Annotated in this window: 11 protein-coding genes; 6 read left to right on the top strand and 5 right to left on the bottom strand. The window is 62.5% G+C overall.

Translation table 11 applies throughout. The annotated features are described in order from the left end of the window. Positions 1 to 2: 2 nt before the first annotated feature. Both ESZ00_RS16055 and ESZ00_RS16050 read left to right on the top strand, forming a co-directional pair. Entirely contained in the window at positions 3 to 902 is a 900-nt protein-coding gene (locus ESZ00_RS16055; protein ID WP_129209312.1) for an ABC transporter ATP-binding protein, read from the top strand. A gap of 7 nt (positions 903 to 909) precedes the next feature. Beyond that, positions 910 to 1,626 carry a hypothetical protein gene (locus tag ESZ00_RS16050; protein WP_164981553.1) on the top strand — a complete coding sequence of 239 codons (717 nt, stop codon included), beginning with the start codon at positions 910 to 912 and terminating at the stop codon, positions 1,624 to 1,626. Between the two features lie 331 nt (positions 1,627 to 1,957). Here the strand turns inward: ESZ00_RS16050 and ESZ00_RS16045 are convergent, their stop codons facing one another. Both ESZ00_RS16045 and ESZ00_RS16040 read right to left on the bottom strand, forming a co-directional pair. Beyond that, on the bottom strand, positions 1,958 to 3,766 hold the full coding sequence (locus ESZ00_RS16045) for a MutS-related protein (RefSeq protein ID WP_129209310.1): 1,809 nt from the start codon (positions 3,764 to 3,766) through the stop codon (positions 1,958 to 1,960). 229 nt (positions 3,767 to 3,995) lie between these two features. Then, on the bottom strand, positions 3,996 to 5,552 hold the full coding sequence (locus tag ESZ00_RS16040) for a YifB family Mg chelatase-like AAA ATPase (RefSeq protein WP_129209309.1): 1,557 nt from the start codon (positions 5,550 to 5,552) through the stop codon (positions 3,996 to 3,998). A 135-nt stretch (positions 5,553 to 5,687) separates the two neighbouring features. Here ESZ00_RS16040 and ESZ00_RS16035 point away from each other — a divergent pair, with 135 nt between their 5' ends. Both ESZ00_RS16035 and ESZ00_RS16030 read left to right on the top strand, forming a co-directional pair. Beyond that, positions 5,688 to 6,653, top strand: a complete 966-nt coding sequence (locus ESZ00_RS16035) for a HEAT repeat domain-containing protein (protein ID WP_129209308.1) — start codon at positions 5,688 to 5,690, stop codon at positions 6,651 to 6,653. Positions 6,654 to 6,747: 94 nt separating this feature from the next. Beyond that, complete coding sequence (locus ESZ00_RS16030; RefSeq protein ID WP_129209307.1) at positions 6,748 to 8,133, top strand: L-serine ammonia-lyase; 1,386 nt, start codon at positions 6,748 to 6,750, stop codon at positions 8,131 to 8,133. A 100-nt stretch (positions 8,134 to 8,233) separates the two neighbouring features. On the opposite strand, the gene ESZ00_RS16025 is transcribed toward ESZ00_RS16030, so the two are convergent. Then, the gene (locus tag ESZ00_RS16025) at positions 8,234 to 9,442 is read right to left on the bottom strand and encodes an acetyl-CoA C-acetyltransferase (protein WP_129209306.1); all 1,209 of its coding nucleotides are present in this window, start codon (positions 9,440 to 9,442) and stop codon (positions 8,234 to 8,236) included. Positions 9,443 to 9,536: 94 nt separating this feature from the next. Between ESZ00_RS16025 and ESZ00_RS16020 the strand changes: the two genes are divergently transcribed. After that, positions 9,537 to 10,325, top strand: coding sequence for a CPBP family intramembrane glutamic endopeptidase (locus ESZ00_RS16020; protein WP_164981552.1), 789 nt, complete (start codon positions 9,537 to 9,539; stop codon positions 10,323 to 10,325). Between the two features lie 359 nt (positions 10,326 to 10,684). Further along, positions 10,685 to 11,431, top strand: a complete 747-nt coding sequence (locus tag ESZ00_RS16015) for a 16S rRNA (uracil(1498)-N(3))-methyltransferase (RefSeq protein WP_129209304.1) — start codon at positions 10,685 to 10,687, stop codon at positions 11,429 to 11,431. A gap of 330 nt (positions 11,432 to 11,761) precedes the next feature. Here ESZ00_RS16015 and ESZ00_RS16010 read toward each other — a convergent pair whose 3' ends face one another. Together ESZ00_RS16010 and ESZ00_RS16005 are read right to left on the bottom strand one after the other, a co-directional pair. Then, positions 11,762 to 13,456: a cellulose synthase family protein gene (locus ESZ00_RS16010; protein WP_129209303.1), complete on the bottom strand. Its 1,695-nt coding sequence runs from the start codon at positions 13,454 to 13,456 to the stop codon at positions 11,762 to 11,764. 146 nt (positions 13,457 to 13,602) lie between these two features. After that, positions 13,603 to 14,511, bottom strand: a complete 909-nt coding sequence (locus ESZ00_RS16005; protein WP_129209302.1) for a hypothetical protein — start codon at positions 14,509 to 14,511, stop codon at positions 13,603 to 13,605. Between the last annotated feature and the right edge of the window lie 253 nt (positions 14,512 to 14,764).

Raw genomic sequence — 14,764 nt, 5'->3', positions numbered from 1 at the left:
GCATGAGCGGGCTGGCGGTAGAGACGGCGGGGCTGGTGAAACGGTACGGAACGCTGGCGGCGGTGGACGGGCTTTCGATGCACGTGCTGCAGGGAGCGATTTACGGCTTCCTGGGGCGCAACGGGGCAGGAAAGACGACGACGCTGCGGGTGCTGGCAGGGTTGACCGCCTCCGATGGCGGCCGGGCAACGGTGTTGGGGATCGAGGCGGGGCGCGACCGGACAGATATCTTGTCGCGGGCCGGTTTCGTGATCGATCCGGTGCTGCCGGGCTGGATGACGGGCTGGGATGCGGCGCGCTTCAACCGCGGATTTTTTCCGACCTGGAGCGATGAGGCGGTGCGACGGTATGCTGCGACTCTTGAAGTTCCGATGGACCGGAAGTTCAAGCAGCTCTCGCAGGGCAACAAGACCAAGCTTTGCCTGGTGATGGCGATGGCGCAGCAGCCGGAGGTGCTGGTTCTGGATGAGCCGACGGCGGGTATGGATCCGGTCTCGACGGATCAGCTGGCGCGGCTGCTGGTGGAGGAGTTCGCGGGCCAGGGGCGGACGGTGCTGCTCTCTTCACACCATTTATCCGAGGTCGAGCGCATTGCCGACTGGGTGGGGATGGTCGACGAGGGAAAGATTCTGCTGGAGGCGCGGCTGGACGATATTCGGACTACTTATAGGCGGATTCGCGCGGCGGGTGACCGGCTGCCGGCCTCGGTGCCGGAGATGGTGACGGCGAGCGCGAATGCCGGGCTCACCGAATATGTAGTACGGAGCGGGGCGGAGTCGACGGTAGCCGCTCTGCATGGGCAGGGCGCGATGGTGCTCGAGGTGCTGCCGTTGAACTTATCGGAGATGTTCCTGGCGCTGGCCGGAAGGGAGAGCCATGTACCTGTGGAAGTATTGGCGTGAAAGCAGGATGCTGTTTCTGGGATACCTGGGGCTGGTCGCGATAGCGATGATCTGGTCGCTCGTGACATTTCATTCCGGGGTGCGCGGTAATAATCAGATTCCAGGCACGGTCTTCTTGATTGTGGATCGGCTTTTCCTGGCTGTGCCGGTGCTGTACCTGGGCAGCCTGGGAGTAGGGCGCGCGCTCGGGGAAGGGACGGGAGCATTTCTGCTCACGCGGCCGCGGAAGAGATCGTGGTTCGTATGGCGTGACTGGGGGCTGGGCTTGCTCCTGGTTGCGGGAACGGTGATCGGGCTCAATGTGTGGAGCGGTTACTGGATGTATCGGATGAGCACCGCGCTCTATCGGAGCACCGGTGTTGCCAGTCCGCTGACGGTGCAGGAGATGATCGGGCTGAATGTGCTTTCTCTGATGCTTGCTTGCGCATTGCTTTTCAGCGTCGTGTATCTCGCAACAATACTCAGGAAGAGCTCGAACGGTGTCATTCTGGGGATCGGAGCTCTGGTCGGATATCTGGCGCTCAATGCGCTCCTGGAGCATTACATGATTGGGGAGCTCCCTTCATTGATGCTGAATCCGTACCGGTTCACGCATACGGGGAATATTCCGCAGGAGGCTCTGGCTAGTGGGGTATGGGTTTCGGTAGCTATTCGGGCGGGAATCCTGCTCCTTTTTCCGATCGCGGCGCAGCTGCGGCTGGAACGGATGGAGATAGCCCGGTAGCTGCTCCGCGCAGGGCGGATCGCTTCGCGTGGCGCTCCCGCTGGTCGCGATCCGGTATCTCTGTGGTGAAAACGGAAATGGGTGCCCCATCCTAGCATTGCTTGGGCGGGAAGCAGGAGCTTTCGTAGCGCTCTCATCCTGCGCGCCCATCTCGGGCGGAACGAGATGGGGGGCGCGGGTTTCTCTTGTCTGGACTTATTGGAATTCGGGCTTACTTTTGGATTTGTGTGAGACCCACCCATGACCAACTGCGTGTCATGGGTGGGGCACCCGGGTTTTATGCTCCTACCTGAGCCCTGAGCCCTGAGCCCTGTATTTGTATCTGTGGCGATTACACTTCGAGGCCGATGGAGCGCATGAGGAGCAGTGCGTTCGCCGTCTGTACGATGCCGGGCGTGAGTTTGTAGTCGAAGTGCAGCTTGCCGTCGTCGAAGGTGTCGGCGAAGTGGTAGTTGGCGGCATGCGGGCCGATCTGCTCGGCGATCTCGGCGAGGGCAAGATCGTGCGTCGTGACGAGGCCGACGGCTCCGCGCGTGAGCAGTCCGCGGACGAAGCGCTCGGTGCCGGTGCGGCGGTCGTGCGAGTTGGTGCCGGAGAGCAGCTCGTCAAGCAGGAAGAGCACAGGCATGGGTGCGCGGGCGAGGTCGTCGATCTGCTTGAGGCGGGAGATCTCGGCGTAGAAGCGCGAGAGGCCGCCCTGCAGCGAATCGAGCACGCAAATGGAGGCCGCGACCTGCAATGGAGAAAGCGCAAGGCGCTTCGCGAAGACAGGCGCGCCGGCCTGCGCGAGGACGATATTGAGACCGAGCGCACGCATGAAGGTGCTTTTGCCCGCCATGTTCGGTCCGCTGACGACGATGAGCTGCAAGCCATTGCTTGCGGAGCTCAGTGCGAGATCGTTACCGATGGCCTTGTCCCGCGCGAGCAGAGGATGGGCGAGATCTTCGGCTTCGATACGTGGCGTGTCCGGGGCGATGAGTGTGGGGAAGATATCGGTGGGGTGCTCGTAGGTGTAGACGGCGAGCGAGGTGAGGGCTTCCATCTCACCGGCGACGGCGAGCCAGTCGCGGACAGAGGGGCCGAAGCGCGCGCGCCATGCATCGATAGCGAGCGTGCAGAGTGGTGTCCAGAAGCAGAAGAGATTGAGGAGCTTTACGAACCAGTTGTCGTTCGACTCGAGCCATGCGAGGCGGCGGGTGAGATCGGCAATGGCTTTCGAGGCACAGATGCCCGAGCAGGTGAGCCGTGACTGCAGTTGGTGCAGCTTGCCGGCAGCGAAGGTATGGCGCTCGATGGGCGCGAGAATCGCCGCGAGCAGCGCGAGATCATGCTGGGCGCCTTCGACGCCGGATGCAGCCTTGAGCATGCGCTCGCGGAATTTGTAACTGACGCCGATATTTATCAAAGAGAGGGCCAGCGCCGGAGCCGGCCATCGCCATTGCCACCATGCGAGGAGGCTCGCGACCCAGGCGGCATCGAGGCCGAGAAACAGTGTGCGCAGCGCTGCACGGCGGAAAGGTGAAGGTGCTTCAGCCCAGGCGATGAGCGCGTCGGGGTGGAGCTTGCCTTTGGCCTCTTCGCCGGCGAGGACGAGGGTTTCGCGCAGGTCGAGCTGGGGGGCAAGCTCGCGGATGGCCTGCTGGCGAAGAGTGATCTCGGAGATGGGTGCAGGCTGCTGCAGCCAGGCTGCGAGCGTCTCTTCGCCGGGCGCGGTGCGGGCGGTGGAGAGCAGCTGGAAGAGCGAGCCGGGGCCGAAGAGGTCGAGGTCGCGCGCGTAGGGGTGGTGAGGATCTAAAAATTGCAGACCATTGGTGATGGAATCAGTCGAAGCTTCTGTCGCCCAGCGATTCTCGATGCGTGCCATGCCGCGCTCGTAATACGCGGCGAGGCGCGTGTGCTGGCGCAGGCGGCGAAGAACACGCTCATGGGCAATGGCAAGCGCGACGAAGCAGGCTGCCGGAAGCAGAATCCACGCGATATGCGCTGGCTGGTACTTCATGAGCCAGATGGCGAGCGCGAGGAGGATGATGCCGGTGATGATTTTGGCTGTGACGAAGGAGCGGTCACGGCTCTTGAGGCCAGTGGATGCGGTGGCGAGTGCGTCGATGCGTGCGCGGTAGGAGGATTGCGGCTCGCTCATGTGGGTTATTGTCTCAAGGGAAAGCAGTCAGTGAGAAAGCGGTCAGTCACAAAGACGGCCAGTGAAAGGCGGGCTGTGTTCCCCACCCAGGCAACAGCGGCTTGAGTGGGTCACCCTTTTTTCTTTGCACGAGAAAACCCGCTGGTTTGTTGACACGAGCGCGTAGCGCGAGGCCTGCGCCGCGGGCGCGCTGGCCGTTTTTATGACTGGCCGCTGACCGCTGTCTTGCTCAGCTCCAGTAGCTGCGGTCGAGGGTGCGGTACTGGATTGCTTCGGCGACGTGGCCGGTGTTGAGCTTGTCCTGGTTGTCGAGATCGGCGATGGTGCGGGCGACTTTGAGGATGCGGTCATGAGCGCGGGCGGTAAGTCCTTGCTGCTGCATAGCGCGCTCGAGCAGATGCTCGGACTCGGGCGCGAGCTCGCAGTGGGTGCGGATCTGGCGGGTGGTCATCTGCGCATTGGCGTGCATCTTGTCTTTGGCGAAGCGGATGCGCTGGCGTTCGCGGGCGGCGAGGACACGGGCTCGGATGATGGCGGACGACTCGCTGGAGGGGCCGTTGCCGCGGAGTTCACGATACTGCACGGCGGGCACTTCTATATGGATGTCGATGCGGTCGAGCAGGGGTCCGGAGACCTTCGAGACATAGCGTTGGATGATGGGCGGCGTGCAGCGGCATTCGCGTGACTTGTCGTTGAAGTAGCCGCAGGGGCAGGGGTTCATCGCCGCGGCGAGCATGAAGGCGGAGGGGAAGCTCAGCGACATGGATGCGCGGGAGATGGTCACGGAGCGGTCTTCGAGCGGCTGGCGCAGGACTTCAAGTACGTTGCGCGGGAACTCGGGCAGCTCGTCGAGAAAGAGGAGACCATTGTGCGCGAGCGAGACTTCGCCGGGGCGCGGGACGGCGCCTCCGCCGATGAGGCCGGCATCCGAGATGGTATGGTGCGGGGCGCGGAATGGCCGCTGGGTGACGAGGCCGGATTCGGGATCGAGGATGCCGGCGACGGAGTGAATCTTGGTAGTCTCTAGCGCCTCTTCGAAGCTGAGCGGCGCGAGGATGGAAGGCAGGCGGCGTGCGAGCATGGTTTTGCCGGAGCCGGGTGGGCCGATCATGAGGATGTTGTGTCCGCCTGCGGCTGCGACTTCGAGCGCGCGGCGCGCCGTCTGCTGGCCGCGCACGTCGGCGAAGTCGAGCGCGGGATGGTGCGGTGGGTCGAGCGCCTGTTGTGTCTCTACGCGGAAGGGCGGCGTGTGGATGCCTCCGTTGCCGGCGGCATTGAGCAGCTCACGCGCCTGGTTGAGCGACTCGACGGGGAAGACGTTGACACCTTCGACGACGGCGGCTTCGCGGGCGTTGGCGCGGGGAATGATGAGGTTGGGAATGCCGCGCTGGCGGGCGGCGATGGCCACCGGCAGCATGCCGGAGATAGCACGGACAGCGCCGTCGAGGCCGAGCTCGCCGACCAGCAGGAACTGGCTGAGATCTTTGAGGTGCAGCGCGCCATAGGCACCGAGGATACCGATGGCCATGGGCAGGTCAAAGCCAGAGCCTTCCTTCTTGAGATCGGCCGGCGCAAGATTGATGGTGATGTGCGTGGGCGGAATGTCGAAGCCGGAGTTTTTGATGGCGGCGCGGACGCGGTCGCGGCTTTCGCGCACGGCGGCGTCGGGCAGGCCGACGGTGTGGAAGTGATCTTCCGATGTTTTTATGCCGGAGAAATCGACTTCGACATCGATCATGTTGGCATCAATGCCGTAGACGGACGCGCTGAAGGCTTTGAAGAGCATTTCGGTCTGCTTGGAGGTGGCTGGAGTATACCTGCGGAGACAGGGTGGTTCATGGTAGCGTTCGTAATCTTGCATTTCTGGATGAACTGAGGCTTGAGCGGAGCGCGAGGCCGGATAGAGTGCGAGGAGGGATCGATGAAGGCGTGGCAGCGTGCATGTGGAACGGTAGCGATTGGAATGATGGGCCTGGGCGTGATGCATGGGCAGACGGAGAAGCCGGACGATAATTCGGGGATCGTGCAGACGACGGGCGAGCCGGATCAGCCGGTACTCGCGCAGGCTGAACGGCTGAAGAAAGATCAGCCTGCGGCTCTAGCCGAGGCGTGGGAGATGTTGAAGTCGGCCGGTGAGGCTTCAAAGCCGCTGGAGCATGTGGGACTGCTGGTCGCGTTGGGGACGATGGGCGGCTACAAGGATGCGGAGTCGATTCTCGTGGACTCGATGAAAAGCGGCGATCTCGATGTGCGGCTGGCCGCGGTGGCCGCGGCAGGCGGCAGCGAAGACAAGACGCTGATTCCGGCCCTGAAGCAGGCACTCGACGACAAAACGCCGGAGGTGATGATGACGGCTGCGGCCGCGCTGTGGAAGCTGGACGACCACTCAGGCGAGGAGGTGCTGCAGGGCGTGCTCTCCGGCCAGGTGAAGGGCAAGTCGGGAGCATTCAAGTCGGGGCTGCATACGATGAGCCACGACATGCACGACCCTTCGGCGATGTGGATGATGGGCGCGGAAGAGGGAGCGGGAATGCTGTTCGGTCCGGTGGGCATGGCGATTGGAGCGGTGCGGTTTGCGCATCCAGGGCCGTCGGCGAATTCACCGCGAGTGATCAGCGCCGGGCTATTGGCGAGCAATCCGATAGAGGCGAATGAAAAGATTCTGATTGCGACGGCGAAGGACAAGGACCCGTTTGTGCGGCAGGCTTCGCTGCGTGCCTTGGGAAAGTTTCACGGCAGCGCGGTGACGGACGCGTTGATCGATGGCTTCGACGATCCGAAGCCTTCGGTGCGCTATATGGCGGCGGCTTCGTATATCCGCGTGGTGACGCCGCTGAAGGGCGCGGCGCGGACGCATGTGACGCATCGGGCAGTGAAGCACAGCTGAGGGGAGCTGCTGCGAATCTTTCTGCGTGAGAAGACGTGGTTTTTTGCAACAGGATTCGGCATGTCCATACAATGGACTGTTGCTCTGAGGCGTTGTGAAAACCAGTCTTTTTGATCTCTTCAAAGTAGGTATTGGGCCATCGAGTTCGCACACAATGGGCCCGATGCGCGCGGCGCGGCGGTTTGCGCAGGCATTGGCGGATGAGGGTTTGCTGAGCACGACCGCGCAGGTGCGGGTGGAGCTCTATGGATCGCTGGCTCTGACCGGTATCGGCCACGGCACGGATCGCGCGGTGCTGCTGGGACTCAGCGGCGAAGATGCGGCGACGATCGATCCGGCAACGATTGAACCGAAGCTTGCGGCCATACGCCATTCCGGCGAACTGCTGCTGCTTGGAGAAAAGCCGATTCCGTTTTGCGAAGGTAAGGATCTGGTTTTCGAGCGCGAGCAGATGTTTCCTCCGGGCGCGAAGACGGAGCATCCGAATGGCCTGCGCTTTGCAGCCTTCGATGCCGCGGGTGCGGAGCTGAAGAGCACGATTTACTTCTCGATCGGTGGCGGCTTTATCGTGGCCGATGCGGAGGGTGTGGGTGAATCTCCGGTGATGACGACGGCGACGCTGCCGTATTCCTTTACGAGCGCGGCGGAACTGCTGGCGATGGCGGCTGCATCGGAAAAGAAGATCTGGCAGGTGATGCTGGAGAACGAGTGCTCGCTGCGGCCGGAGGCCGAGGTGCGTGCGGGGATTCTCAAGATCTGGCAGGTGATGGATGGCTGCATCGCGCGCGGCATGACGACGGAAGGGGTTCTCCCTGGCGGTTTGAATGTGCGGCGTCGCGCGCCGAGGCTGGCGGAGCGTCTGCGCGAAAAGGGGTCTACCGATCCGCTGGCGCCGCTCGACTGGGTGACGGTGTTCGCGATGGCGGTGAACGAGGAAAATGCCGCAGGCGGGCGCGTAGTCACGGCTCCGACGAACGGTGCGGCAGGCGTGGTGCCGGCGGTGGCGCGCTACTACAAGACCTTCATCGACGGCGCGGACGAAGAGGGACTGCTGCGCTACTTCCTGACTTCGGCGGCGATCGGCGTGCTCTACAAAGAGAATGCTTCGATCAGCGGCGCGGAGGTGGGTTGCCAGGGTGAGGTCGGGGTAGCGTGCTCGATGGCTGCGGGAGGACTGGCCGCAGCATTGGGGGGATCGGATGCCGAGGTGGAGCATGCGGCGGAGATCGGCATGGAGCACAACCTGGGCATGACGTGCGATCCCATCGGCGGCCTGGTGCAGATTCCGTGCATCGAGCGCAATGCGATGGGCGCGGTGAAGGCGGTGCATGCCTGCCGCATCGCACGCAATGAGGATGCGGCGCACAAGGTGTCGCTCGATCAGGTGATCAAGACGATGTATCAGACGGGGCTCGATATGCAGTCGCGGTACAAGGAGACCTCGCTCGCGGGCCTGGCGCTGAATGTGATCGAGTGCTGAGCGGGTCAGCGAGATAGCAGCCAGTCATAAAGGCGGCCAGTAAAAAGCTTGCGCCGACTGCTGGCCGTTCTTATGCCTGGCTTCTTCTTTACTGACTTGCTCAGAGCCGCTCGCGTTCCACGGCTAACGCCACCGAGTTGCCTCCGCCCAGGCAGAGCGCGGCGACACCGCGCTGCACGTTGCGGCGGATCATCTCGTGGATGAGCGTGACGAGGACGCGCGCGCCGCTGGCTCCGATGGGATGGCCGATGGCGACGGCTCCTCCGTTGACGTTGACCTTGTCGAAGGGCAGGCCAAGTTCGCGGGTTACGGCGATGGCCTGCACTGCGAAGGCCTCGTTGAGCTCGTAGAGATCGACACTGTCGGCTGACCATCCGGCGCGGGTTAATACCTTCTGCACACCGGTGACAGGCGCCATCATGACCCATTTCGGCTCGACACCGCTGGCGGCCTGCGCCCGGATGCGGGCGAGCGGCGTGAGACCCAGCTCTTTTGCCTTCGACGAGGACATGAGCACCAGCGCAGCAGCAGCGTCGTTGACGCCGGGCGCATTGCCGGCGGTAACGGTGCCGTCTTTCTTGAACGCAGGTTTGAGTGCCCGGAGCGATTCGATGCTTGCGTCGGCGCGGATGGATTCGTCGCGGCTGAAGAGCGCGGGCGGCTGACCTTTTTTCTTTGCCGGAACTTCGACCGGGATGACTTCGGCGTCGAAGCGGCCGGCGTCCCATGCCGCTGCTGCTTTGCGATGCGAGTTCACGGCATATTCGTCCTGCTCTTCGCGCGTGATCAGGCATTTCTCGGCAACAAGCTCGGCGGTGATGCCCATGTGGAAGTCGTTGTAACTATCCCACAGTCCGTCGTGGACCATGGAGTCGACGGCCGTGGCATTGCCCATGCGAAAACCGCTGCGCGCCTGCGGCAGCAGGTAGGGCGCATTCGTCATAGACTCCATGCCGCCGGCGACAACGATCTCCGCGTTGCCGGTCTGGATGGATTGCGCAGCGAGGGCGACGGCCTTGAGTCCTGATCCGCAGACCTTATTGATGGTGAGCGCGGCGACTTCGACGGGCAGGCCGGCGTAGATCGCGGCCTGGCGGGCGGGGTTCTGTCCGAGGCCTGCGGGGAGTACGTTGCCCATGATCGCTTCTTCTACTGAATGCGATGCCGGAAGCTGCGCGCGCTTTACCGCTTCGCGCACGGCGATGGCGCCGAGCTCGGTAGCTCTGAGGTCCGCGAGCGAGCCCTGGAATTTGCCTACGGGGGTGCGGACGGCGGAGACGATGACGACTTCTTCGAGCGGTTGCGACATGAGATTCCTCGTGTGGCGGAATAGCGCTGCCGTTGAGCATCTACACTCAAGGCAGGAACCGATGACGATAGCAGAGCGAGAGAAGGCTGTGCCAATGATGGAGCCAATTGCAGAGCCGGAAACAGGGGAGACAGGAATCGTGACGACGGATGCGCAGTGGCCGCTGCCGCCGCGAAAGGTTGCGCCGGTCTGGCACACGGTGCTGATGATGGTGTTGATCGCCGGTGTGTCGCTGATGAGCGGGTGGCAGGCGAAGGCGGGACGGATGGGCAGCCATCACCGGATGCAGTATGCGACAACGCTTGCCTGGGAGTGGATGCTGGCCGCGCTGGTGTGGTGGGGGCTGCGGATGCAGCATGTTCCGCTGCGGCAACTGCTTCATGCGCCGCCGCGCGGCGCGCAGGAAACGCAAGCCTCTCATGCACTTCTGAAAGATGCGGGTGCTGCCTTCGTCTTCTGGCTGATGTCGATGCTGGTACTGGCCGCGCTGGCGACGGTGCTGCGGCTGTTGCACCTGATGTCCGCGCAGAAGCTGATTGCTTCACTGGCGCCTGTGGGCGCGGGTGAGATCGCGCTGTGGATCCTGCTTTGCGTGAGCGCGGGCATCGCCGAGGAATTGCTCTTTCGTGGTTACTTTCTGCAACAGTTTGCGAGGCTGGGCGGACGCGTGGCGACTGGCGTGGTGGTTTCCTCGCTGCTGTTTGGTGTTGCGCATGGTTATGAAGGCGCAGGCGGCATGATCGCGATCACTGCGTACGGCGCGATGTTCGGCGTATTCGCAGTGAAGCGGAGAAGTCTGCGCGCGGGCATGATGGCGCATGCATGGCACGATGCCGTGACGGGTCTTGCGCTGACTCTTGCGAAACATCTGCATGCGTTGTGAGGCGAGATGCGGCGAGCAAGTGGCGCGAGCGATGCCGAGTCGAAAAGAGATTGTTCGCAAATGCGATTTTTTTCTTGACACGCATTTATGAGACTTCTATACATTCGGTAACTGCAGCACGTGTGCTGCAGGTTTCGATGTACGAATCGAAAAAGGGAGAATAGCAACCATGGCAACGAAGAAGGCAGCCAAGAAGACGGCGACAAAGAAGGCAGCCAAGAAAGTCGCCAAGAAGAAGTAAGGCAAAGCAACACAAGGCAACACAAAAGGGGACGCGACAAGCGTCCCCTTCGTGTTTCTATGCGATGGCGTGCCAGCGCCGGCGAGATTGCAGCGCGGAATGAGAGAGAATCAAAAGTATGACGCGACGCCGTTGGATAGCCGATACATGGGATGAAGCAACCGCCAGCCTGACCGGAGAGCAGGCCTCGCATTTGATTCGCGTGCTGCGCGCGCAGGCAGGCATGGAGTTCGACATCGTGGCGGGCGACCGCGTGTGGCATGGCATCATCGCCGGTATCACCGGTGATCAGGTGCGCTTCAATCTCGTTGCCGAAGTTGAGTCCGATCCAGCGTTGCCGGTCACGCTGCTGCTTTCCGTCTTCAAGTTCGATCGCATGGAGTGGACGATCGAGAAGGCGACGGAACTGGGTGTCGAGCGGATTGTTCCGGTCATTGCGCGGCGGACGGAGAAGCATCTCGGGCAGTCGGCTGCAGGGCGCGTGGAGCGGTGGCGCAAAATTGCACACCAGGCGGCGCAGCAGTCGCGGCGTTCGGATGTGCCGGTGATCGAAGACCCGCTGCCGTTGAAGACGGCGGCGAAGCGCGAGGGCGAAGCGGTGAAGCTGCTGCTGGCCGAGCAGGAGCGGACGACGACACTGCGCAGGGCGCTGGTCGAGTCGCTGTGTCTCGAAGAGGGCATGACGGGATGCGACGAACTGTTGCCGGTGCGGCTGGCGGTCGGCCCTGAGGGTGGATGGACAGCGGAAGAAGAGGCGCTCTTCGACAGCGAAGGCTGGAAGGCGGTGAGCCTGGGGCCGAGAATTCTGCGCGCGGAGACGGCGGCGATTACGGCGCTGGCCGTGGTGGCGGCGATGCTGGAGTAGCAGAGGAGCGAGTCAGCAAGTCGGCGCGGCTTTGCCGCTGGCGAGTCAGCGGTTAGTCATAAAGACGGCCAGTATTTGCTTGCTCGAGTGCTGGGGTGTTCCTTGCGGAGCTGAGGAGGAATCATGTCCCCCATACAAGCCGACATCGGGCTTGTATGGGCCACCTGCGTTCCCACCCAAGCGGAGCTTGGATGGGGCACCCGGAGCATTGCCGGTGCATGCGAACTGCAGGTTCCTCGACTCGCTATGCTCGCTCGGAATGACATTGTTTTTAGAAAGGACGAAGGCCGCTCTGATCAGCGCGGCCTTCGTCCTTTGCTTCGATTGAATTTACACACCTACCGGAAACGGCTTTGGCGATGACTCGTCGAGGTTGGCTCCGCCGCCGCGCCAGCGCTCGAAGCGGCCCTGGAGCAGCGAGAGCAGGCCGGTGTACCAGTAGCCGATGACGAAGAGGAGCAGGAACGGGATGGTGAAGTAGTTCTCGTTCGTCCACGCATACCAGATGGTCATGGCGAAGTAGCAGCCGATGCCGAGCTCGATCCAGGGGATGATGCCGAGGCGCTTGCGGTACTTCGTCGCCTTCGACTTTTCACCGCGCTTCTCCACGCGATATTTGGGCGTGCGCTTGAAGGAGCTCTGAATGCCGAAGAGTGCCTCGAGCACGGCCTTGGCATTCGTGATGGTGAGACCGATGCCGAGTGACATCAGAAATGGCAGGTAGAGGAAGGTCCGCCACCAGCGCTTGGGGAAGAGTTCCTTTTGCGAGACCAGGTAGAAGGACGAGATGGAGAAGGTCGATGCCATGAAGAGCGGCAGATCGATCAGCAGCATCTGGAACCAGCCCTGGTAGAAGCGGATGATCATCGCAGGCATCAGCAGCACGGAGAGGATGATCATCAGCGGGTAGCTGAGGTTCGCGGTCAGGTGGTACCAGGCCTCGAGCTTGGTGTGCCAGGGCGCGTCGCTCTGAAAGACGCGCGGCAGGATTTTCTTCGAGGTCTGGATGAGGCCCTTGGCCCAGCGCGCCTGCTGGGTCTTGAAAGCGGTCATTTCGATGGGCAACTCGGCCGGGCACTCGACATCCTGCAGATACTTGAACTTCCAGCCGCAGAGCTGGGCCCGGTAGCTGAGGTCGGTGTCTTCGGTGAGAGTGTCATGCTGCCAGCCGCCGGCCTCGCCGATGACCTCGCGGCGCCACATGCCGGCGGTGCCGTTGAAGTTGAAGAAGACGCCGGCGCGGGAACGGCCGCCGTGCTCGAGCACGAAGTGGCCGTCGAGCAGGATGGCCTCGACCTGGGTGAGGAAGCTGTAGTCGCGGTTGAGGTGCGTCCAGCGCGTCTGGACCATGCCGATATTGGGCTCGGCGAAGTGGTGAATGACCTTCATCAGCCAGTCCGGCGGAGGCACGAAGTCGGCATCGAAGATGGCGATGAAGTCGCCGCTGGCGACCTTGAGTCCTTCGTCGAGCGCGCCGGCCTTGAAGCCATGGCGATTGGTACGGTGCAGGTAGACGATCGGCGTGCCGGCTTCCTTATAACGCTGGCAGATGGCGGAGGCTACCTCTTTTGTTTCGTCGGTCGAATCGTCGAGGACCTGAATCTCGAGCAGTTCACGCGGGTAGTCGAGCTGCGAGCAGGCCTCGATGAGGCGGTCGATGACGTACTGCTCGTTGAAGATAGGGAGCTGGATGGTGATGCGCGGGAGTGTCTCGAAGCGGAGCGATGGTTCCTTGGCGGCGTCTTTCTTGTGCTTGTAATAGAGGTAGACGAGCTGATAGCGATGCAGGCCATAGAAGGCGAGGATGATCATCACCACGAAGTAGGGGATGAGCAGCGAGGCATCGAACCAGTTCCAGCGATAGAGGTGCTCGAAGGTATGGTCGCCGTAATGGTAGCGGAGATAGTGGCGCAGGTCGTTCTTCTGCTGGAAGAAGGCGAGCGCGGCGACGTTGCAACGAGCCGCAAGCTGGGTACAGATGTTGTTGAGCAGGGACGTGCCTCCGCAGGAAATTACCTTGCTCATTGTACGAAAACAGCTGCCAGCTGCTAGTTTTTAGCCTCCAGCTCTCCCTTGCTTTGCGTGAAACTGTCGCTTCCGTTGACAGCGGCAACCTGCGCACAGCGGTGGGAATCAGCTAAAAGCTAGAAGCCGGGAGCTAAAAGCTGCCTTTAGTGCAGCAGAGAGGCGCGGTAGAGGGCATCACGCTGGATGGGGGTAAAGCCGGCATCGCGGAGGATGCGGCGCAGTTCCTGCTCACGCGTGGCGGCGGCGGTGGCTTCCTCAGGATGGATGGAGCCGGCATCGTTTGCGCCGCAGCGAAGCGCCATCTGCAGAACCTTGAGGCCCTGGGCAGCGAAGGTGCCCTGAATGGTGTCGACAGTATCCAGGAGCAGACGGGCGACCGAAACGACCTTCAGGTATGCGACAGCGGTGGGATCGTCGGCAACGCGGCCGTGGTGCGCGCTGAGGGGCAGGACAGCTGTGAGACCGCCGGTCTCTTCCTGCAGGGCGCGGAGTTGCTCGAGCTGGTCGAGCCAGGCGAATGTATCGCCGCGGCCGAAGATGAAGGCCGCGGTAGTGCGCAGGCCGAGGCGATGCGCGGCACGATGGGCTTCGAGGCTTGCCGTGAAAGTCTCCGGCGTGGCCAACGCATGCGGATCGAGGCCGACAGAGCAGAGCGAATCGAGGTCGGCTCGGTGAAGGCGGTTGAGGGCTTCGTCGAGAGAAATGCCAGCGGCGCGGGCGATGGCGGCGAGGCCGGAGGCGGGCAGCGTGAAGGCGAGAGAGGGATGCGCTTGCCGGAGGGCCGGCAGGAGGTGCTCAAGGGCGTCGATCGCGGGTGGATTGCTCTCCGGGAAGAGCAGGCGAACGGCACCGGCTCCGGAGAAGACGGCGCGGCTGAGCTGCGGTTCGAGTGCGGCAGCGTCAGGGGCATCGAGCGTGACGGCGCGGTCAAGACTGTATGTAACGATGTTGTCGGGATGTAGTTGGGCGCGGAGGGCATCGGCCTCCATGCCGAGACCGAGGAGATCGCCGGAGCGGAACAGATCCGCAGCCTGATTGCGCGTGAGAGCCATGATCCTATTTTACGGAAAAGCTCCGGCAGGGATTTTTCGGGAAAAGTCGCAGGAGGGGCAGGATGCTGGCGGTACCACGGATGCCGGGGTGAGGAAAGCGCCGGACCGAAAAGAGAATCCGTACCTCCGAGGTAGATTACAGAAATTAATTTGCAGGCCGGGCGACATGCAGACGAAAAGTGTCATCGCAACACCGAGGCCAAGCTTCACGATTTTTGCGTATTTCCCGGCTCTATTCCGGTGGAGTCGAGGT

This window comes from Silvibacterium dinghuense, assembly GCF_004123295.1.
Lineage (GTDB): Bacteria > Acidobacteriota > Terriglobia > Terriglobales > Acidobacteriaceae > Silvibacterium > Silvibacterium dinghuense.
This window is presented reverse-complemented; position numbering and strand designations above follow the sequence as displayed.

Bases quoted from the DNA above. Each gene is read 5' to 3' on its own strand.
- ESZ00_RS16055 (WP_129209312.1), top strand. From the start codon at position 3: ATGAGCGGGCTGGCGGTAGAGACGGCGGGGCTGGTGAAACGGTACGGA.
- ESZ00_RS16050 (WP_164981553.1), top strand. From the start codon at position 910: ATGCTGTTTCTGGGATACCTGGGGCTGGTCGCGATAGCGATGATCTGG.
- ESZ00_RS16045 (WP_129209310.1), bottom strand. From the start codon at position 3,766: ATGAGCGAGCCGCAATCCTCCTACCGCGCACGCATCGACGCACTCGCC.
- ESZ00_RS16040 (WP_129209309.1), bottom strand. From the start codon at position 5,552: ATGCTCTTCAAAGCCTTCAGCGCGTCCGTCTACGGCATTGATGCCAAC.
- ESZ00_RS16035 (WP_129209308.1), top strand. From the start codon at position 5,688: ATGAAGGCGTGGCAGCGTGCATGTGGAACGGTAGCGATTGGAATGATG.
- ESZ00_RS16025 (WP_129209306.1), bottom strand. From the start codon at position 9,442: ATGTCGCAACCGCTCGAAGAAGTCGTCATCGTCTCCGCCGTCCGCACC.
- ESZ00_RS16020 (WP_164981552.1), top strand. From the start codon at position 9,537: ATGATGGAGCCAATTGCAGAGCCGGAAACAGGGGAGACAGGAATCGTG.
- ESZ00_RS16015 (WP_129209304.1), top strand. From the start codon at position 10,685: ATGACGCGACGCCGTTGGATAGCCGATACATGGGATGAAGCAACCGCC.
- ESZ00_RS16010 (WP_129209303.1), bottom strand. From the start codon at position 13,456: ATGAGCAAGGTAATTTCCTGCGGAGGCACGTCCCTGCTCAACAACATC.
- ESZ00_RS16005 (WP_129209302.1), bottom strand. From the start codon at position 14,511: ATGGCTCTCACGCGCAATCAGGCTGCGGATCTGTTCCGCTCCGGCGAT.